The organism is Mesorhizobium sp. dw_380 (assembly GCF_018588885.1).
Lineage (GTDB): Bacteria > Pseudomonadota > Alphaproteobacteria > Rhizobiales > Rhizobiaceae > Mesorhizobium.
Genome location: NZ_JAFFIW010000049.1, coordinates 1 through 19,797, shown reverse-complemented (window position 1 = coordinate 19,797; position 19,797 = coordinate 1). Strand labels below are relative to the sequence as shown.

Annotated in this window: 16 protein-coding genes; 10 read left to right on the top strand and 6 right to left on the bottom strand. The window is 63.9% G+C overall.

From position 1 onward, the window contains the following. Positions 1 to 47: 47 nt before the first annotated feature. The 4 genes from JT360_RS29270 to ppa all read left to right on the top strand — a co-directional run bounded on the left by JT360_RS29270 (position 48) and on the right by ppa (position 3,141). The gene (locus JT360_RS29270; RefSeq protein WP_352128695.1) at positions 48 to 1,025 is read left to right on the top strand and encodes a TPM domain-containing protein; all 978 of its coding nucleotides are present in this window, start codon (positions 48 to 50) and stop codon (positions 1,023 to 1,025) included. A 9-nt stretch (positions 1,026 to 1,034) separates the two neighbouring features. Further along, positions 1,035 to 1,673, top strand: coding sequence for a TPM domain-containing protein (locus JT360_RS29265; protein WP_214476248.1), 639 nt, complete (start codon positions 1,035 to 1,037; stop codon positions 1,671 to 1,673). 243 nt (positions 1,674 to 1,916) lie between these two features. Beyond that, positions 1,917 to 2,423 carry a GNAT family N-acetyltransferase gene (locus JT360_RS29260; protein ID WP_214476246.1) on the top strand — a complete coding sequence of 169 codons (507 nt, stop codon included), beginning with the start codon at positions 1,917 to 1,919 and terminating at the stop codon, positions 2,421 to 2,423. 184 nt (positions 2,424 to 2,607) lie between these two features. Then, positions 2,608 to 3,141: an inorganic diphosphatase gene (gene ppa, locus JT360_RS29255; RefSeq protein WP_214476244.1), complete on the top strand. Its 534-nt coding sequence runs from the start codon at positions 2,608 to 2,610 to the stop codon at positions 3,139 to 3,141. A gap of 201 nt (positions 3,142 to 3,342) precedes the next feature. Here ppa and JT360_RS29250 read toward each other — a convergent pair whose 3' ends face one another. Further along, positions 3,343 to 3,936 carry a hypothetical protein gene (locus tag JT360_RS29250; protein ID WP_214476242.1) on the bottom strand — a complete coding sequence of 198 codons (594 nt, stop codon included), beginning with the start codon at positions 3,934 to 3,936 and terminating at the stop codon, positions 3,343 to 3,345. Between the two features lie 44 nt (positions 3,937 to 3,980). Beyond that, positions 3,981 to 4,598, bottom strand: a complete 618-nt coding sequence (locus JT360_RS29245; protein WP_214476240.1) for a TetR/AcrR family transcriptional regulator — start codon at positions 4,596 to 4,598, stop codon at positions 3,981 to 3,983. A 74-nt stretch (positions 4,599 to 4,672) separates the two neighbouring features. Here JT360_RS29245 and JT360_RS29240 point away from each other — a divergent pair, with 74 nt between their 5' ends. Both JT360_RS29240 and JT360_RS29235 read left to right on the top strand, forming a co-directional pair. Further along, on the top strand, positions 4,673 to 5,956 hold the full coding sequence (locus tag JT360_RS29240; RefSeq protein ID WP_214476238.1) for an MFS transporter: 1,284 nt from the start codon (positions 4,673 to 4,675) through the stop codon (positions 5,954 to 5,956). A gap of 271 nt (positions 5,957 to 6,227) precedes the next feature. Next, positions 6,228 to 7,802, top strand: coding sequence for an alkaline phosphatase D family protein (locus tag JT360_RS29235; protein WP_214476237.1), 1,575 nt, complete (start codon positions 6,228 to 6,230; stop codon positions 7,800 to 7,802). 150 nt (positions 7,803 to 7,952) lie between these two features. Here the strand turns inward: JT360_RS29235 and JT360_RS29230 are convergent, their stop codons facing one another. Beyond that, positions 7,953 to 8,231 (bottom strand): hypothetical protein, encoded by a 279-nt coding sequence (locus JT360_RS29230; protein ID WP_250889156.1) that lies wholly within the window; start codon positions 8,229 to 8,231, stop codon positions 7,953 to 7,955. Between the two features lie 197 nt (positions 8,232 to 8,428). Between JT360_RS29230 and typA the strand changes: the two genes are divergently transcribed. Then, on the top strand, positions 8,429 to 10,258 hold the full coding sequence (gene typA / locus JT360_RS29225) for a translational GTPase TypA (RefSeq protein WP_214476233.1): 1,830 nt from the start codon (positions 8,429 to 8,431) through the stop codon (positions 10,256 to 10,258). A gap of 62 nt (positions 10,259 to 10,320) precedes the next feature. Here the strand turns inward: typA and JT360_RS29220 are convergent, their stop codons facing one another. After that, positions 10,321 to 10,947 (bottom strand): DUF1062 domain-containing protein, encoded by a 627-nt coding sequence (locus JT360_RS29220; RefSeq protein WP_214476295.1) that lies wholly within the window; start codon positions 10,945 to 10,947, stop codon positions 10,321 to 10,323. A gap of 391 nt (positions 10,948 to 11,338) precedes the next feature. On the opposite strand from JT360_RS29220, the gene JT360_RS29215 reads away from it, so the two are divergent. Then, positions 11,339 to 11,953: a LysE family translocator gene (locus JT360_RS29215; protein ID WP_214476293.1), complete on the top strand. Its 615-nt coding sequence runs from the start codon at positions 11,339 to 11,341 to the stop codon at positions 11,951 to 11,953. A 57-nt stretch (positions 11,954 to 12,010) separates the two neighbouring features. Here JT360_RS29215 and JT360_RS29210 read toward each other — a convergent pair whose 3' ends face one another. Then, positions 12,011 to 12,334: a YciI family protein gene (locus tag JT360_RS29210; protein WP_214476231.1), complete on the bottom strand. Its 324-nt coding sequence runs from the start codon at positions 12,332 to 12,334 to the stop codon at positions 12,011 to 12,013. Between the two features lie 133 nt (positions 12,335 to 12,467). Beyond that, the gene (locus JT360_RS29205) at positions 12,468 to 13,031 is read right to left on the bottom strand and encodes a peroxidase-related enzyme (RefSeq protein WP_214476229.1); all 564 of its coding nucleotides are present in this window, start codon (positions 13,029 to 13,031) and stop codon (positions 12,468 to 12,470) included. A gap of 136 nt (positions 13,032 to 13,167) precedes the next feature. On the opposite strand from JT360_RS29205, the gene JT360_RS29200 reads away from it, so the two are divergent. After that, positions 13,168 to 17,958 (top strand): NAD-glutamate dehydrogenase, encoded by a 4,791-nt coding sequence (locus JT360_RS29200; RefSeq protein WP_214476227.1) that lies wholly within the window; start codon positions 13,168 to 13,170, stop codon positions 17,956 to 17,958. Positions 17,959 to 18,221: 263 nt separating this feature from the next. Then, positions 18,222 to 19,598 carry an MFS transporter gene (locus tag JT360_RS29195; RefSeq protein ID WP_214476225.1) on the top strand — a complete coding sequence of 459 codons (1,377 nt, stop codon included), beginning with the start codon at positions 18,222 to 18,224 and terminating at the stop codon, positions 19,596 to 19,598. Positions 19,599 to 19,797: the final 199 nt, after the last annotated feature.

The following is a 19,797-nucleotide window of genomic DNA, read 5'->3' as shown; positions in this document are numbered from 1 at the left end:
GCAGCGACTGTCATCGGAATAAATTCCGCAAAAAACGGACCGTTGGCGTGCAAACACCCCCCTCTGTCCTGCCGGACATCTCCCCCTCAAGTGGGGAGATTGGCCGCGATCTCCGCTTTCGCCATTTTTCAACGTGGCAAGATGAGCGTCAGCGCCGAAGCTGCCAATCTCCCCCCTGGAGGGGGAGATGCCCGGCAGGGCAGAGGGGGGCGCCACGGAACGCAAGCCTAGGGTTCCTTTTCGCTCTTCTAAGCCTTTTCTTTCTCCCCCTAACCGCATTCGCCGCGGACCTGCCTGTTCTCACTGGCCGTGTCGTCGACAATGCCGGCATCATCGATGCCGGCACCAAGGCGGCGCTGACGCAAAAGCTTGCCGATTTCGAGACAAAGGGTTCCGACCAGATCGTCGTCGCCACAATCCCGAGCCTCGGCGGCGAAGAGATCGAACCCTACGCCAACCGGCTGTTCCGCTTCTGGAAGCTCGGCCAGGCCAAGGAGAACAACGGCGTATTGCTGCTGGTCGCGCCAAACGACCGCAAGATGCGCATCGAGGTCGGCTATGGGCTGGAAGGCACGCTGACCGACCTGCACACCAAGCTGATCATCGAAAACGACATGGTGCCGGCCTTCCGCGCCGGTGATTTCTCCGGCGGCATCACCAAGGCCGTCGACGACATGATCATGGTGCTGGAAGGCAATCCTGAGGAGCTGGAAGCGAGGGGCAAACGCAACCAGCAGGCGCCGTTCAATTCCGACGACCTGTTCTTCGCCATTTTCATCAGCATCTGGGCGATCATCTTCTTCGGCGGCATCGCGGCCTCGGTCCTGCCGCCGATCTTCGGCCAGAAGCTCGGGCCTGGACGCTATCGCTGGCTCGGCATGACCTTCGAGCCCAGCAGGCGATCCTCGAGCGGCGGCTGGTCTTCTGGAAGTTCCGGCGGGGGCTGGTCTTCCGGCGGAGGTGGCGGCGGATTTTCGGGCGGCGGTGGTTCGTCCGGCGGTGGCGGCTCCTCGGGAGGCTGGTGAGACAAGACCATGGCAACACGACCGATCAGCCCTCAGGACCATGAGCGCATCGCCGACGCGATCCGCATTGCTGAAGCCCGGACCGATGGCGAAATCTACTGCGTCGTGGCGTATGCCAGTGACGGCTATTTCGCTCCAGCCGCCTTGATGGCGGCGCTGGGCATGCTGATCGCCAGCCTCGCCGTCGCCTACGGATTGGAGGCATGGTGGCTCACCATCCGCCTGCCGCATTTCGTCCTCGCTGAGCTTTTGGCGCTGGCCTGCGCGCTGGCCCTATTATGGGCGCTGCCCGGCCTGCGCATCCATATGGTGCCGCGGCGGCTGCGCTATCAGGCGGCGCACGCCAATGCGACCAAGCAGTTCCTTGCCCGCAACGTCCACCGCACCACGGCGCGCACCGGCGTGCTGGTCTTCGTTTCGATCACCGAGCGCTATGCCGAGGTGGTCGCCGATTCGGGCATCGACACCAAGGTCGGCCAGCATGTCTGGGATGATGTGGTGCGCGATCTCACCGCGCATGCCGGCGATGACCGGCTCGCCGACGGTTTCGTCAAGGCGATCGAGCAGGTGGGGGCGGTGCTGGCCGAGCATTTCCCGGTCACCTCAGGCGATATCAACGAGCTTGACGATCATCTGGTCGAAATCTGAAAAGCCTGCCTGCAAACGCCCCTCAGCCGGACGCCTGACGCGGCTTCCTGCGCTTTCGATGCTCACGGACAAAAAAGTCCGCTGCGCGTCGGTTCTCGAAAGCTGCGCCATCCGCCTCGCCTGAGCGCGTTTTCAGACAGGCTTTGCCCGATCTCAGCAATGTCATGATCGGCTGTGAGAAAGCGGCCGGCGGGCCGCCCGTACTCTTGCAATCGGGCCATGCGGGTTTATGGTTAACAAATCATGAATACGCTGACGATCGACATCCGGAAGGCCGAGCCGCGCGACGCAGGCGCCATCGCCGAGGTGCATCTGGAAGCCTGGCGCGGTGCCTATTCCGGCATCATCCCGCACCGCACGCTGACGTCGATGATCAACCGCCGCGGTGCCGACTGGTGGGCGAACGCGATTCGCCGTGCCGCCACCGTTCTGGTCGTCGAAATCGGCGGCACAATCGCCGGCTATGCGACGATCGGCAAGAACCGTGCCCGGGAACTCAAGCAGCAAGGCGAAATCTACGAATTGTACCTGCGCCCGGAATATCAGGGCATTGGTCTTGGCCGGCGCCTGTTTTCGGCAGCCAGGGCTCGGCTCGCTGACCATGGCCTGAAAGGCATGGTGGTGTGGGCGCTGGAAGACAACCAGAACGCGCTTGCCTTCTATGCCGGCGCCGGCGGCCGCGATGTCGCCGAGGGTGTCGAGATCTTCGAACAGAAAGCGCTGAAGAAGGTCGCTTTCGTCTGGGAATGATCGCCGAGATGATCGCGGAAGCCCGGGACGCCTCCAGGAAATCACGACGCTGAAACATCTTGTGCTGATGATTGAACGCGCCGAATGCCGTCGCGTCTCGCCTGACGTGCGTGAGCACCATTCGCCGCATTGCGCCATTTAGCGCCGCCCGCTATCTCCTCCCCATCGAGAGAGGGATAAAGCCATGCGCATCGAAGCCATAGCCACCGGAAAGAATCCGCCTGAAGACGTCAACGTCATCATCGAAGTGCCGATCGGCGGCGAGCCAATCAAGTATGAGATGGACAAGGAGGCCGGCACGCTATTCGTCGACCGCTTCCTGCACACCTCGATGCGTTATCCCGGCAATTACGGCTTCGTGCCGCACACGCTGTCGGGCGATGGCGACCCGATCGACGTGCTGGTCTGCAACACGCGCGCACTGGTGCCGGGCTGCGTCATCAACGTGCGGCCGATCGGCGTGCTGATCATGGAAGACAATGCCGGCCAGGACGAAAAGATCATCGCCGTGCCGTCGCCCAAGCTGACGCTGCGTTACGAGAACGTCACCGAGTATAATCAGCTGCCCGACATCACCCTCCAGCAGGTGCAGCACTTTTTCGAGCACTACAAGGATCTCGAACCCGGCAAATGGGTCAAGATCGAAGGCTGGCACGATTCGAAATACGCCAAGAAGATGATTGTCGACGCGATCGAGCGGGCGAAGAAGAGTAAGTAGCTGGGTTTCGTCATCCTCGGGCTTGACCCGAGGATCCATGCCGCGACGCTAGCTGAAGTGCGCGGCGGAAACAGAATTTTGCGCCGTTGCGGCGATGTTGATGTCCCGGCATGGATCCTGGGGTCTGCGCTGCGTCGCTGCGCTCCTTGCTTCGCCCCAGGATGACGAAGTTGTGGGCGTGGCGGCCAATCTCCAACCTGGTCAATTATCCACCCGGCCGAAGGCCGGCACGTTGCCGATGACGGTGTGCCGGTCCTTGCCACAGGCGAAGGTCCGCGCCTTCTCGTCGGCAAGCTTGCGCGCCTGGTCGTTGGCTTGCGGATTGCCGGTGGCCAGCACGAGGCCGACGGTGCAGCCATCTCGCGCATCCATCTGACCGACCTTGGCGACGAGCAGCACTTCGGTCGACTTTTTCTCGTCCTCGGCATTGCTGATCGTGCGGCGGTGGATGACCGCGAAGGGCACGGCCTTGTCGCCATTTGTCTCGACGCGCCATTCGACCTTGGCCCCGGACGAATTGAAGGCGGAAAAGCTCTCCCAGGCGGATGTCATGTCGCCGCCGGGCGGAAAACCGTAAAACAGCGATTCGCGGGCGTCGTCATAGGCGATCAGCACGGGATAGCCGCGATAGCCCGAACAGGCGAGATCGGCCCAGTCGCCGTCGCCTTGTTCGGCCTGAGCGTAGGTTACGCAGTCCCTCTTCCAGTCGAGATCGGTATAGGCGCTCGATATCTCACTGGCTTGGGCTGCCTGACAGAGGCCAGCGAGAGCAAGCGGGATCAGCAGGCGGCGCATCGCGGACATCTCCGTTGGAGGCTGTCCCAGCGTATCGCCAACCGCTATTTCTTCAAGCTCGCTTCAATCAGCAGGTCGGCATTGCGGGCGACCGACTGCGCGGGACCACCGAGGCCGAACAGCTGGCCGCTGATATACGCGCCCTCGATCAGAAGCAGCAGCCCGTCGCCCAGCGTGTCGGCCTCCTGCGCGCCCATCGCGGCGGCCATGGCGCGCAGGCGGCGGCGCAGTTCCTGCTTGTTGGCTTCACTGACGACGCGGGCGGGATGGCCGTGTTCGGGATACTCGACCGCTGCATTGGTCATGCCGCAGCCGCGGTAGTCCGGCCGTTGCGTGCGCTTGCCGACGCGGGTCAGGAAGGCGAGGATCTGCGCGCGGGGATCGCCGGGATGGGCGTCCACCGCCTCGTCGAAGCGCTCCCAGAACTCAAGGTCGTATTGCCTGAGGTACGAGGCGGCCAATTCGTCCTTGGAGGGAAAGCTGCGGTAGAGGCTGGGCTTGGTGACGCCGGCGCGCCTGACGATCTCGTCGACGCCGATCGCCCTGATGCCGCGCCTGTAGAACAGGTCATAGGCGACGTCGAGGATCTTCTTGGCGGCCTTGGGTGGCGCCGACGCATGACCCTCGTTGATGGTCAGTTCAATATTTTTGTCGGTTGGCATCATGGGACTCGATTGACAATGTTACCGATCGGTACGTATACATACTCCCATCTTGCAACGTACCGGTCAGTAACATGATAGCTCAATCCCGTCCGTTTGGCCAGCGCTACGCTTTCGTCGTGGTCGGCGTCATCTTCCTCTGCCTGCTGATCGCCGCCGGTCTGCGTTCGGCGCCCGCCGTCATGATGCTGCCGCTCGAAAACAGTTTCGGCTGGCGGCGCGACGTCATTTCGCTGGCTGCCGGCGTCGGCATCCTGCTCTATGGTCTGACCGGTCCGTTCGCCGCCGCGCTGATGGAACGGATCGGACTGCGCCGCACGTTGATCGCGTCGCTGGTGGTGATGTCAGGCTCGACTGCGCTCAGCCTTTTGATGACCAAGCCCTGGCATCTCTTCATCACCTGGGGTGTGTTTTCCGGCATCGGCTCCGGCGCCGTCGCCAGCGTGCTCGGCGCCACCATCGTCAACCGCTGGTTCAAGACCAATCGCGGCCTGGTCATGGGCCTGATGTCGGCCTCCAGCGCCACCGGCCTCCTGGTGTTCCTGCCGCTGCTTGCCTCGCTGGCGCAAACGGGCGGCTGGAAGCCGGTCGCCATCGCCGTCGCGGTCGCCACCGCCTGTCTCCTGCCGCTGGTCTGGCTGCTGGTGCCGGAGCGCCCGGCGTCGATCGGCATGGTGCGCTATGGCGCCGCGGCCGATGACGTGCCGCCGACATCGCCGGCATCGCAAGGCAATTTCCTGGCGCATACGCTCAACACGCTGCGCCGCGCCGCCGGCACACGGGTGTTCTGGTACCTGTTCGCCACCTTCTTCGTCTGCGGCTTCACCACCAATGGCCTGGTCGGCACGCATCTGATCGCGTTTTGCGGCGATATGGGCATCGGCGAGGTGCAGGCTGCCGGCCTGTTGTCGATGATGGGCATTTTCGACCTGATCGGCACGACGCTGTCGGGCTGGCTCACCGACCGTTTCGATCCGCGCAAGCTGCTTGGCGTCTATTATGCCATCCGCGGCCTGTCGCTGATCTACCTGCCCTATTCCGGCTTCTCGGCGACCAGCCTGATCATCTTCGCCGTGCTCTATGGCCTCGACTGGATCGCCACCGTGCCGCCGACGCTCAGGCTCGCCAACGAGGCATTCGGCGACCGCAGCGGGCCGATCGTCTTCGGCTGGATCGTCGCCGGTCATCAGGTGGGTGCCGCCACTGCCGCAGCCTTCGGCGGCACCATGCGCGAGCTGCAAGGCAATTACGAGCTGGCCTTCCTGATCGCCGGCATGACGGCCATCGCCGCCGCCTGTATCTCGCTGCTGATCAACACCAGCCGGCCAGCCTTCGATCCGGAACCGCAGGCGGCGTGAGGCGTAGCGGGCCCTGTAATCTCCCCCCTCGAGGGGGAGATGTCGCCGAAGGCGACAGAGGGGGTCGGTCCGACTGGGCTCGGCCTTACCGCAGACGAAAGAGGTTGGCGCTCTACGCGAGGTGACCGCCTCTGTCGCCTTCGGCGACATGTCCCCCTCGATGGGGGAGATAGCCTGTTCACTGTTATCAAACGTTCATGATTTCGAGATGCGCCTGAAACATTAACGCTGGAGCTTGGTGGCAACGTCCAACGCCATCCAGGAGACAGCCATGAACAAGCTCTCGATAACCCGCCGCGCCTTCGTCACCTCCGCGAGCGCGGCCGGTCTCCTCGGCGCCTCTGGCCTCGCGCTGCCCTATTATTCCCGCGCCAGCCAGCGCCCGGCCTTCACCCACGGCGTCCAGTCCGGCGATGTCGACGCCACGAGCGGCATGGTGTGGACGCGCACGGACCGCCCGTCGCGCGTCATGTTCGAAGTGTCGTCGACCGAGAATTTCGCCAACGCGACCCGGCTGGCGCCGCTCGATACGTCGCCGGCCAGCGACTATACGGTCAAACGCCTGCTCACCGATCTCGCTTCCGATCAGGACATCTTCTACCGCATGACGGCGGCCGACCTCGCAGACATCAACGCCGTCTCCGAGCCGATCGTCGGCCGCTTCCGCACCGCGCCGGCCTCGAAGCGCGACATCAAGTTCGCGTGGTCCGGCGACACCGCCGGCCAGGGCTGGGGCATCGACGAGACCGGCATGAAGACCTACGCCACGATCGGCAAGCACACGCCCGATTTCTTCCTGCATTCGGGCGACACCATTTATGCCGACGGCGCGATGAAGGATGAGGTCGACCTGCCCGGCGGCGGCAAGTGGAAGAACGTCGTCTTGATCGACGGCAAGCGCAAGGTCGCCGAGACGCTGGACGAATACCGCGACCAGTGGAAGTACAACATGATGGACAGGAACGTGCTCGGCCTGAGCGCCATCTGCCCCACCTTCTACCAGTGGGATGACCACGAAGTGCTGAACAACTGGTCGGATTCGAAGAATTTGAGCGCCGACAATCGTTACACGGAAAAATCCATCCATGTGCTGGCGGCTCGTGCGGCGCGCGCCTTCCATGAGATGACGACGATCCGCTACGAGCCGTCCGAGCCCGGCCGCGTCTATCGCAAGATAGCCTACGGACCGCTGCTCGACGTGTTCTTCCTCGACATGCGCGCCTATCGCGGTCCCAATGGTCCGGACATGCAGGATGAAATGACGCCGCAGTCGCGCATGCTCGGCGAGCAGCAGACGAAATGGCTGAAGCGGGAACTGGCCAACTCCAAGGCGACATGGAAGATCATCGCCGCCGACATGCCGCTCGGCCTCGTCGTCTGGGACGATGCCGCCAAGAAGGCCGGCGCGGAAGCTGTCAGCAATGGCGACAACGGCCTGCCCAAGGGACGTGAGCTCGAGATCGCCGACCTGCTGCGCTATATCAAGAATGCCGGCATCACCAACACCGTCTGGCTCACCGCCGACGTGCACTATACGGCCGCGCATTACTACAATCCCGACAAGGCGCGGTTCCAGGATTTCAGTCCATTCTGGGAATTCGTCTCCGGCCCGATCCATGCCGGCACGTTCGGTCCGAACGATTTCGACATGACCTTCGGTCCGGAGCTGAAGTTCATCAAAGCGCCGACCGCTGAGCAGGGTCAGAACCTGCCGCCGTCAGCCGGCCTGCAATTCTTTGGTCTTGTCGACATTTCCGGCGCCAGCGAGCAGATGACGGTGAGGCTGATGGACCGCGAGGACAACGAACTCTACAAAGTCACGCTCGACCCGGTGCGGTCGGCGTAAGGGCGCTGTTTACCCTCCCCTTGTCGGGAGGGTCGGCGAGGCGGCTTCGCGAAGCGAAGCTGGCGAGACGGGGTGGGGAGAGCGCTAGCGCAGTTGGGACCCCCGCTCCGCTTCGCGACCCTCCCGTAAGGGGGAGGGTAAAGTTCGTCGTCAGTCCGGATAGCAGGCCATCGGAATGTTCGGCCACACCGCGCTGTCGCAATTGGCGGCATCCTGGCGCTGCTTGAAGGCGGCGCTGACCGGGCCAGTCACCACCGGATCCACGCCGTCGGGGGCGTCGGCGAAGACCTGTTCGGCCGGCGCATTGGACGGCAAGGCCGGTCTTGCCTCCTTCAGCGACGCGGCCGACTGCGCGGCGTTGGCCGCCAGCAGCATGGCAAAGGCAACGGACGCGATAAGCGGCCAAAAACGGTTGAGTTTATCGGTCATGACGGTCGAACTGCCCGGGCCCTGAATGGTTCCCGCCTTGGTTAACAAAATCATTTCGCACGCAGATGCTTAAGATTTGATGAGTATTTGGTGTCGCGCTTCCCCTTTCGCAACTGCGAAAAACCCTGTATGAGCCGCGCAACCGAAAGAGGCAGCGCCTTTGGCCTGCTGCCTGCAACGCTTCCGAGACCCAGAACATGAAACTCCGTAATATCGCGATCATCGCGCACGTTGACCATGGAAAGACCACCCTGGTCGACCAGCTTTTGAAGCAGTCCGGCTCCTTCCGCGACAACCAGCGCGTCGCCGAGCGCGCCATGGATTCCAACGATCTTGAAAAGGAGCGCGGCATCACCATCCTGGCCAAGGCGACCTCGGTCGACTGGAAGGATACGCGCATCAACATCGTCGACACGCCCGGACACGCCGATTTCGGCGGTGAGGTCGAGCGCATCCTGTCGATGGTGGATTCGGCCATCGTGCTGGTCGACGCTGCCGAGGGCCCGATGCCGCAGACCAAGTTCGTCGTCGGCAAGGCACTCAAGGTCGGCCTGAAGCCGATCGTCGTCATCAACAAGATCGACCGTCCGGACGCCCGCCATGTCGAGGTCGTCAACGAGGTGTTCGACCTGTTCGCGGCACTCGACGCCACCGACGAGCAGCTCGACTTCCCGATCCTCTATGGTTCGGGCCGCGACGGCTGGGTTTCGGAAAATCCGGAAGGTCCGAAGGATCAGGGCCTGGCGCCGCTGTTCGACCTCGTCATCAAGCATGTGCCGGCGCCGACCGTTCATCCCGGCCCGTTCCGCATGATCGGCACCATCCTGGAAGCCAATCCGTTCCTCGGCCGCATCATCACCGGCCGCATCGAGAGCGGCACGCTGAAGTCGAACCAGGCGGTCAAGGTGCTGCACAATGACGGCACGCAGATCGAAACCGGCCGCATCTCCAAGATCCTTGCCTTCCGTGGCCTCGAGCGCCAGCCGATCGAAGAAGCCCAGGCGGGCGACATCGTCGCCATCGCCGGCCTGTCCAAGGGCACCGTCGCCGACACGTTCTGCGACCTGGCGGTGACCGAGGCGCTGCATGCGCAGCCGATCGATCCGCCGACCGTGACCATGTCCTTCCTGGTCAATGATAGCCCGCTCGCCGGCACCGAGGGCGACAAGGTGACCAGCCGCGTCATCCGCGACCGCCTGCTGCGCGAGGCCGAAGGCAATGTCGCACTGAAGATCGAGGAATCGCCCGACAAGGATTCGTTTTTCGTCTCCGGCCGCGGCGAATTGCAGCTCGCCGTGCTGATCGAGACGATGCGTCGCGAAGGCTTTGAAATCGCCGTATCGCGTCCGCGCGTCGTCATGCAGAAGGGCGAGAACGGCGAATTGCTTGAGCCGGTCGAGGAAGTCGTCATCGACGTCGACGAGGAACATGCCGGCGTCGTCGTGCAGAAGATGTCGGAGCGCAAGGCCGAGATGGTCGAACTCCGCCCGTCCGGCGGCAACCGCCAGCGCATCGTCTTCCACGCGCCGACGCGCGGCCTGATCGGCTACCAGTCGGAACTTTTGACCGACACGCGCGGCACCGCCGTGATGAACCGCCTGTTCCACGCCTATGAGCCCTATAAGGGCGAACTGCCCGGCCGCACCAACGGCGTGCTGATCTCCAACGAGCAGGGCGAGTCGGTCGCCTACGCCATGTGGAACCTGGAAGACCGCGGCCCGATGGTCATCGATCCGGGCGTCAAAGTCTATCAGGGCATGATCATCGGCATCCACTCCCGCGACAACGACCTCGAAGTCAACGTGCTGAAGGGCAAGAAGCTGACCAACATCCGCGCCGCCGGCAAGGACGAGGCGGTCAAGCTGACACCGCCGATCCGCATGACGCTGGAACGCGCACTGGCCTGGATCCAGGACGACGAGCTGGTCGAGGTGACGCCGAAGACCATTCGCCTGCGCAAGCTCTATCTCGACCCGAACGAGCGCAAGCGCTTCGAGAAGTCGGCCAAGGCGGTCGGCGCGGCGTAATCTTCTTACTTCTGATCGTTTCCGAGAGGGGCGGAGCACCTGACGCTTCGCCCCTCTCTCGTTCACCCGCCGGCCGCGCGGATGATGGCTTGGTGATCCGGCTCGCCGGCCAAGTCGATGCGGATCGTTGTTCCCGCGCGGGCCGGCTTGCGCAGGGCTTTGACCCCGTCCGGATCGATGACCAGCGATCGCTTCTCCTCCAGCGCCTGAAGCCGCGAGCGCGAGATGCCGAGTTCGTTGGCGAGCAGACGGTCTAGTCGCAGCGATGTCGGCATTTCGAGCCCGAGCTGGAGCTCCAGCGCCGTCGCGCTTTCCCTTGTCACTCCAATCACCTGCTTGTGCACGGCGACATCTGGAAATTCCTCGACGCGTCCCGCCTGGTTGCGCAACGCAACACTATCGAAAGCGTGGCGCCGGGCGAGTGCCGCATCGTTGCTCTCGAGCGCCTGCAACAGCGCAGGCTCGATGTCGCGGCGGTTGCGGCGTTCGAAAATGCCGAAATTCCAGGAATTGTCGCAGTCGACACAGCGATAGATCAGCCAGACGTCGATGCGCTTGCCGTTGGCGTTGACGCGGAATTTTCCGCTGCAGCGATAGGCCTTCACGTCGCCGCAGTGGTTGCAGTTGATGAGGGGTCGTGGTGCGATTTCGGGCGCGATCGCCCAGTGGATGCGCAGAGACATGCCGATAAGACCTTCCCGTCGGGAAGTTCATCAGGTCGGCGATGTCGAGATGCCCATGCGGGCGCGGCGTGGCGGTAGCTAGCTATGATCGGAAAATCAGGCGTCACGGGCGGTTGCGCGCGACAGCGGTTCAGCAGTGCCAAACCGGTCTCGAACCGCCGCCCAGAGGAACACATGAAAAATGAAATCAGGCCCGCGAACGCGGCGCCATCAGGTGTGTCGGGGGAGTTGACGAGACCGGCGGTTACGTAGGCAAAGTGAAGCTCAAAAATTGTTTCGCGACGGCCCTTCTAACCGCGAGACGTAGGACCGGCAAGTGTGTTTTCTCGACGCTACCGAAGCCCGGTCACTTGCGCTAATGTCTGGCATCGAAGGTTTTCAAACAGAGATCCTCGCCATGCACCTCACCTCGCTGTTGATCTTCGCCGCCGCTCTGTTCGTCGCTGCCGGCTCTCCTGGCCCCTCGATCGCGGCACTTGTCGCGCGCGTCATCTCGAAGGGCTTTCGCGATGTGTTCCCGTTCCTGCTCGCCATGTGGATCGGCGAGGGCATCTGGTTGTCGCTGGCGGTGTTCGGGCTGGCCGTCGTGGCGCAGACCTTCCATTTCGCGTTCGTCGTGGTGAAGTGGGTCGGCGTCGCCTATCTCGCTTACCTCGCCTGGAAGATGTGGACGGCGCCTGTCGACGCGAAAGAGGGCGAGATGCCGCGCGAGGATTCGCCGGCGAAGCTGTTTTTCGCCGGCATGGCGGTGACGCTAGGCAATCCCAAGATCATGATGTTCTACCTGGCGCTGCTGCCGACCATCATCGACCTTGCCTCGGTCAGCATCGTCGGCTGGGCCGAACTGACGGCGACCATGGCCGTGGTGCTCATCGCCATCGATCTCGCCTGGGTGCTTGCCGCCTCGCAGGCGCGCAAGCTCCTCAGGAGCAAGCGCGCCATGAAGATCGCCAACCGCGTCAGCGCCACGACGATGGCTGGCGCGGCTGCGGCAATCGCGGCGCGGTCCTGAGCATGATCTCGGACAAACGGTTCGTTTGTCCGAGATCATGCTCAAATAGACGGCGCATCACATCATTTCGATGATCGGCGCGATCTCGACGCTGAAGCCCGGGTCCGTCAGGATCGGGCAATCCTTGGCCTTGGCCACGGCATCGTCGATGTTCTTCGCGTTGACGATCGTGTAGCCGGCGGTCGGATTGCTGCCGCCATTGTTTTCGATCTTGCCGCCAGGCAACACCGTCTTCGACATGCCGACCGGATTGCCGCCGTCGACAACCGCCGAGCCAAGCTTGCCGTACCAGCTGGTCCAGGCATCCATTGCGGCTTTCCGCTCGGCCTCTTCGGTCGGCATCTTGCCGGAGCCATGATAGACGTAGAGAAATTTCGCCATGTTCTCCTCCTTGGTGAGCGGCATCGAACCGGCATGCGGTCATGCCGCCTGCCGATCATCGGACCAAACGGGCAAACAAGCAACGAGAATGAGGGATGACTAATATAAGGAGGCCAGGCTCCAGCGCCGCGCCTCACCTTGCCATGGCGTGGTATTCGTCGTTCGGCCGCATATCGATTGCCGCCGCCACCCGGTTCGACATGTTGAAGAAGGCTGCGGTCGAGGCGATGTCCCAGATGTCGCGGTCGCTGAAGCCGGCCTGACGCAGTGCCATCCGATCGGCTTCGACGATCTTCGCCGGTTCTTCGGTCAGCTTGACGGCGAATTCGAGCATCGCGGTCTGCTTCGGTGAAAGATCGGCGGCGCGGAAATTCATCACCATCATCTCGCCGAGCGCCGGGTCGCCGGACAGCTGGCGCACCGCCGCGCCATGCGCCGTCAGGCAGTAATAGCAATGATTGATCGAGGAAACGGCGACCGCGATCATCTCGCGTTCCAGCTTCGACAGGCTGGAATCGCCCAGCATCAAATCGTTGTACATGTCGGTGAAGGCGCGCAGCTTCTTGTCGTCGAAGGCATAGGCCTTGAGCACGTTGGGAACCAGGCCGAGCTTCTCCTCGCATTTGGCGAAATAGGCCTTTGTCGCGTCGCTCAGCTCTCCAGAGGCCAGGTCAAGCGCGGTGATTTTGCCGGTCATGGGTCGTTTCTCCTCGTCGGCGGTGCCTTGGCGCCGAATTCCGATAATTCTTGGCAAGCCGTCAAACCTTTGTCGCCAAACAGCGGTCATCTGCTACCATAGTCGCAAAAGCATGCGACGGGAGGCAAGAAGCGTCATGGCCAGCGTGAAAACCGCAGCTAAGTCGAAGAGGAAGGCAACAGCGGCGGCGAAGGCGGACGAGAGGCCAGCCAGGCTCGCCGATTACCTGCTCGCCCGCGCCCCGGCCGAAGATATCGCCGCCTATGACGTCGCCGACCTCGAACGCGCCGCCGATCTCGCCGGCCAGGCGGTCGGCGGCCACAAAAAGGGTGAATGCGTCGTCGCCGTCGAGGCCGATTCGGGTGTCTTTCGCGAAGGCCGCCCGGTGACGGTCATCACCGTCGTCAACGACAACATGCCGTTCCTGTTCGATTCCATTCTCGGCGAGGTCACCGAGACATCAGGCGAACCGAGCCTGGTCACGCACCCGGTCATCACCGTTCGCCACGGCAAGGGCGGTGTGGAAGAAATCCTCGGCGACGGCAATTTCGCCAAGGACGACGGCAATCACGACCGGCTGAGCGTCATCCACGTCCACATCCCGCGGCTGACGAAGGAGCGGGCGAACGGCTTGACCGAGCGGCTGCGCAAGATGCTCGGCCAGGTCCACGCCGCCGTCCACGACTGGAAGCCGATGCTGGCCCGGCTCGACCAGGCGATCTCGGAGTTCCGCTATTCGGTGGTGCCGCTCGACAAAAAGAGCGTTGCCGAGGCGATCGCCTTCCTGGAATGGCTGCGCGACGACAATTTCACTTTCCTTGGCATGCGCGAGTTCAAATACACAGGCGGCGAGGAGAGCGGCACGCTGGAGCGCGCCGACAAGGCCGGCCTCGGCATCCTGACCGATCCCGACGTGCTGGTGCTCAGGCGCGGCACCGAAGCGGTGACGACGACACCTGAAATCCGCGCCTTCCTGCATGGGCCAGAGCCGCTGATCGTCACCAAGGCCAATGCCAAGTCTTCCGTGCACCGGCGCATCTATCTCGATTACATCGGCGTCAAAACCTACACACCCAAGGGCGCATTGTCGGGCGAACTGCGGATCGTCGGCCTGTTCACCTCGACGGCCTATACGCGCTCGGTGATGAAGATCCCGTATCTCCGGTCCAAGGCCGAAACCATCATCGCCAAGTCCGGCTTCGACCGGCACGACCACTCCGGCAAGGCGCTGATCAACGTGCTGGAAAGCTATCCGCGCGACGAATTGTTCCAGGTGCCGGTGCCGATCCTGAGAAAGCATGCCGCGGCCATTCTCGGCCTGGTCGAGCGGCCGCGTGTGCGCGCGCTGGTGCGTGCCGACCAGTTCGACCGCTTCGTCTCGATCCTGGTCTTCGTGCCGCGCGACCGTTACGACAGTGTCGTGCGCGAGAAGATCGGCACCTATCTGAAAGCCGTTTTCGAGGGCCGGCTGTCGGCCTATTACCCGGCCTTCCCCGAAGGCGGGCTGGCGCGTGTGCATTTCATCATCGGCCGCTCCGGCGGCAAGACACCGAAGGTCGAGCAAGCGACGATCGAGGCGGCGATCCGGGACATCGTGCGGACCTGGGAGGATGCCCTTTCCGACGCGGCGGATGCCCATGGCGGCGACCAGGCGCTGAAGGCCATCGCCGCGAGGCTGCCTGAAAGCTATCGCGATTCGTTCAGCGCAGCGGTGGCATTGGTCGATGCCGGGCGCATCGCCAAGATCAGTGCCGACAATCCGATCGCTATCGACTACTACCGCCATGCCGAGCAGAAGCCGCAACAGGCGGCGCTGAAGATTTTTCACCATGCCAGCCCGGTGGCGCTGTCGCGGCGGGTCCCGCTGCTGGAGAACATCGGCTTTCGCGTTATCAGCGAGCGCACCTTCGAGGTCGGTGACGAGCAGGCCGGCCGGGTCTTCATCCACGACATGGAGCTTGAGAACAGCTATGGCAAGCCGATCGACCTCGGCGACGGCGGCGGGCTGTTCGAGGACGCGTTCCTGTCGGTCTGGCGCGGCGACGTCGACAATGACGGCTATAACGGCCTTGCCCAGACCGCCGGCCTTTGGTCTGAAGAGATCACCATCCTGCGGACCTATGGCCGCTATCTGCAGCAGATCGGCATTCCGCAAAGCCAGGATTTCATCGCCGCGGCACTCAACCGCTATCCCGAGATCGCGCGCGGCCTGCACGCGCTGTTCATCGCAAGGCTTGGGCCGACGGCCGAGGGCGAAGGCGTTGTCGCGGCCAAGCATCTCAAGGCCAAGATCAGGGATGCGCTGGAAGATGTGCCCAACATCGATGACGACACCATCATCCGCCGCTACCTCAATTTGATCGAAGCCTCGCTGCGCACCAATCATTTCGTTTCCGATACGAAAGAGAAGGGCCAGTCGCTGGCGATCAAGCTCGACTCGCAGGCGGTCGAGGGGCTGCCGGCGCCACGGCCATGGCGGGAGATCTTCGTCTACGGTTCCGAGGTCGAGGGCCTGCATCTGCGCTTCGGCCCGGTGGCGCGTGGCGGCCTGCGCTGGTCGGACCGTGCCCAGGACTACCGCACCGAGGTGCTCGGCCTGGTCAAGGCGCAGCAGGTCAAGAACGCCGTCATCGTGCCGGTCGGCGCCAAGGGCGGTTTCTATCCCAAGAAACTGCCGATGAGCGCCGGGCGCGACGCGATCTTCGAGGCCGGCACGTCGGCCTACAAGAATTTCGTCTCCAGCCTTTTGTCGATCACCGACAATATTGGGCTGGCCGGTGTCATTCCGCCGGTCGGCGTCGTCAGGCGCGACCAGGACGATCCCTATTTCGTCGTCGCCGCCGACAAGGGCACCGCGACCTTCTCCGACACCGCCAATGCGATCAGCGAGAAGCATGGCTTCTGGCTCGACGACGCCTTCGCCAGCGGCGGCTCGGCCGGCTACGACCACAAGAAGATGGGCATCACCGCCAAGGGCGCCTGGGAAGCGGTCAAGCGGCATTTCCGTGAGATGAACCGCGACATACAGACCTCGCCCTTCACCGTCGCCGGTGTCGGTGACATGTCGGGCGACGTGTTCGGCAACGGCATGCTGTTGTCGCCGAAGACCCGGCTGATCGCCGCCTTCGACCACCGCGACATCTTCATCGATCCCGATCCGGACATGGCGGCCTCGATGGCCGAGCGCGAGCGCATGTTCGCTCTCGCCCGTTCGAGCTGGCAGGACTACGACAAGACCAAGCTGTCGGAAGGCGGCATCATCGTCTCGCGCAACCAGAAGTCGATCACCATGCCGGCCGCGGCTGCGGCGGCGATCGGCCTTGCCAAAACGACCGCCACCCCGGTCGAGATCATGACCGCCATTCTCAAGGCGCCGGTGGACCTCTTGTGGTTCGGCGGCATCGGCACGTATCTGAGGGCATCGACCGAGACCAATGCCGAGGTCGGCGATCGCGCCAACGATGCCATCCGCATCACGGCGCCCGACGTGCGCGCCAAGGTGATCGGCGAGGGCGCCAATCTCGGCGTCACGCAGCGGGCGCGCATCGAGTTCGGCATGAATGGCGGCCGCTGCAATTCCGACGCCATCGACAATTCGGGCGGCGTCAACTGCTCCGACGTCGAGGTCAACATCAAGATCGCGCTGGCATCGGCCATGCGCAAGGGATCGCTGACGCGACCGGCGCGCAACAAGCTGCTGGCCGAGATGACCGACGAGGTGGGCGGGCTGGTGCTGTCCAACAACTACCAGCAGACGCTGGCGCTTTCGATCGCCCGCAAGCGCGGCCTTGCCGACATCGCCCATCAGGCCCGGTTCATGACGGCGCTTGAAGCGCGCGGCCTGCTCGACCGTGCCGTGGAGACGCTGCCGTCCCCGGCAGCGCTCGCCGAGCGCGAGGCGCGGGGCGAGCCGCTGACCCGGGCAGAGCTCGGCGTGCTGCTCGCCTATGCCAAGATCGTGCTGTTTTCCGACATCGTCGCCAGCGACGTGCCGGACGATGCGCATTTCGACCGCGACCTGATGGGCTATTTTCCGGACCGGATGGGAAAGAAATACGCCGCCGAAATCCACGGTCACCGGCTGCGCCGCGAGATCATCGCCCGCGTCGTCGCCAACGACCTCGTCAACCGCGGCGGGCCGTCCTTCGTCAACCGACTGCAGGAAGCGACGGGCCGCACCGCCGCTGACGTCGTGCGCACCTTCGCCGTGGTGCGCGACGGCTTTGCGCTGCCGGCGCTCTATCGCGAGATCGACGCGCTCGACAACCAGATCGACGGCCAGGTGCAGCTCGATCTCTACCAGATGGTTAGCCGGCTGATCTACGTGACCAGCGGCTGGTATCTGAAGAACGATGCCGGCACGGCGCCGCTCGGCCAGCGCATCGCCGAGCTGCAGGAAGCGCGCAAGGCGCTGGAGCCCAAGCTCGTTTCGCTGCTGCCGGTTTTTTCGCGCCAGCGGATCGAAGAAAAGCGGCACGGGCTGTTCAAGGCCGGCGCGCCGGAAAGACTGGCCGAGCAGCTGGCGCTGAGCGAGGTGGCGGAACTCATCCCCGACATCGCGCTGGCGGCCCGCACCGCCGGTGCCGACATCGTCGCTGCCGCCAAGGCGTTCTTCGCCGTCAGCGATGCCTTCCGCATCCCGCGCGTCGAGGACGCCGCGCGCTCGATCACACCGTCCGACTATTACGATCAGCTTGCCCTGTCGCGTGCCACCGACACGATCGGCGCGGCCCGGCGCGGCATTGCGGTCGCAGCACTCACCGGCCACACTGGCACGTCGGATCCGGTGGCGGCCTGGCTGGAAGCTGGCGGCGAGCGGGTGGCGCGCATCCGCGAGCGGCTGCAGGCGTTGACCGAGGGCGGCGACATCACCGTCTCGCGGCTGTCGGTGGCATCGGGCCTGATGAGTGATCTGACGGGGATGTGAGCTGTCGTGGTCTTACCCTCCCCTTGTGGGGAGGGTCGCTGCGAAGCAGCGGGGCGGGGGTCAGCGCCGGACCCCCACCCGGACCTTCGGTCCGACCTCCCCACAAGGGGGAGGTGGGGGTTGGCGCCCTTGCTCCCGTTCACTCAGAAATATGGGCAGGCAAATCAATGAACAGCGGCGCGACGCTTGTGGTTTGCATGGCCGCGAGAAAACATGCAGACATGGCGCAAACCGCCAGCGACATGAAGGCGAGTGGAGGGGATATGGTCGAGGTAGCAGTGCAGCGGGCATCGGGACGCGGCATCTGGGGATGGATGTTCTTCGACTGGGCGGCGCAGCCGTTCTTCACGGTCGTCACCACCTTCATTTTCGGTCCATATTTCGTTTCGCGCATGGCTGGCGATCCAACCACCGGTCAGGCCGTCTGGGGCTACGGCATCGCCGCGGCCGGGCTGGTCATCGCCGTGCTGTCGCCGATCCTCGGCTCGATCGCCGACCAGACCGGGCCGCGCAAGCCGTGGATCGCCTTTTTCGCCGCGATCAAGATCACCAGCCTTGCCCTGCTCTGGTTCGCCGCGCCCGGCTCCAACCTGTTCCTGATCGTGGCCTTGTTCTCGCTGGCCTCGGTGGCGGCCGAGTTCTCCACCGTGTTCAACGATTCCATGATGCCGCGGCTGGTGCCGAAAAGCGAGATCGGCCGCATCTCCAATACGGCGTGGGGCCTTGGCTATCTCGGCGGCATGATCGCGCTGATCTTCGTCGTCACCTGTCTGGCCGGCTCGCCGGAGACCGGCAAGACGATCATCGGCATCGACCCACTGTTCGGGCTCGACCCGAAGCTCGGCGAGGATGCGCGCGCCACCGGGCCGCTGTCGGCCGGCTGGTATTTCCTGTTCATCCTGCCGATGTTCTTCTTCACGCCGGACGCCATCAAGGGCATCCCGATCGGGCCGGCGGTGCGCGAAGGCCTGTCGGAGTTGAAATCGACATTGGCCGAGGTGCGCAAGCGCGGCGGCATCTTCCGCTTCCTCGTTGCCCGCATGATCTACCAGGACGGCGTCAATGCGCTGCTGGCGCTGGGCGGTACGTTCGCGGCAGGCATGTTCCAGTGGTCGATCACCGAGATCGGCATGTTCGGCATCATCCTCAACGTCGTCGCCATCGTCGGCTGCTGGATCGCAGCGCGCCTCGACACCGGGCTCGGCTCCAAGGCGGTGGTGATGATTGCGCTTGTCATGCTGTCAGTCGCCACCATCGGCGTCATCTCGACCGGTCCGGGCTTCACGCTGCTTGGCCTGATTCCGCTTCCAGCCACCGATTCGGGAGGGTTGTTCGGCACGGCAGCCGAAAAAGCGTACATCCTGTATGGCCTGCTGATCGGCCTGGCGTTCGGGCCGGTGCAGGCCTCATCGCGCTCCTATATGGCGCGCAGCGTTACGGCAGCGGAATCCGGCCGCTATTTCGGCATCTACGCGCTGGCCGGCCGGGCAACCAGCTTCCTGGCGCCGTTCCTGGTGGCGACCATCACCGCACTCAGCGGCTCGGCGCGGCTCGGCATGGCCGTGATCATCCTGTTCCTCGGCATTGGCATGGCGATTCTGGTCGGGACCCCCTATCCGGCGGATCGGCCGGGGGAGTGACTTTACCCTCCCCCTTGTGGGGAGGGTCGATCCGCGAAGCGGAGCGGGGTGGGGGGGCGGCGCTGCCCCCACCCCGTCCCCCCAATTTTGCTACGCAAAAATCGTTCGCCGACCCTCCCCACGAGGGGGAGGGTAAAGTGCTACTGGCCTGGTGGTCCTGCACCCCGTGAACCCCCTGGGGGGCACGTGCGCACCGCGG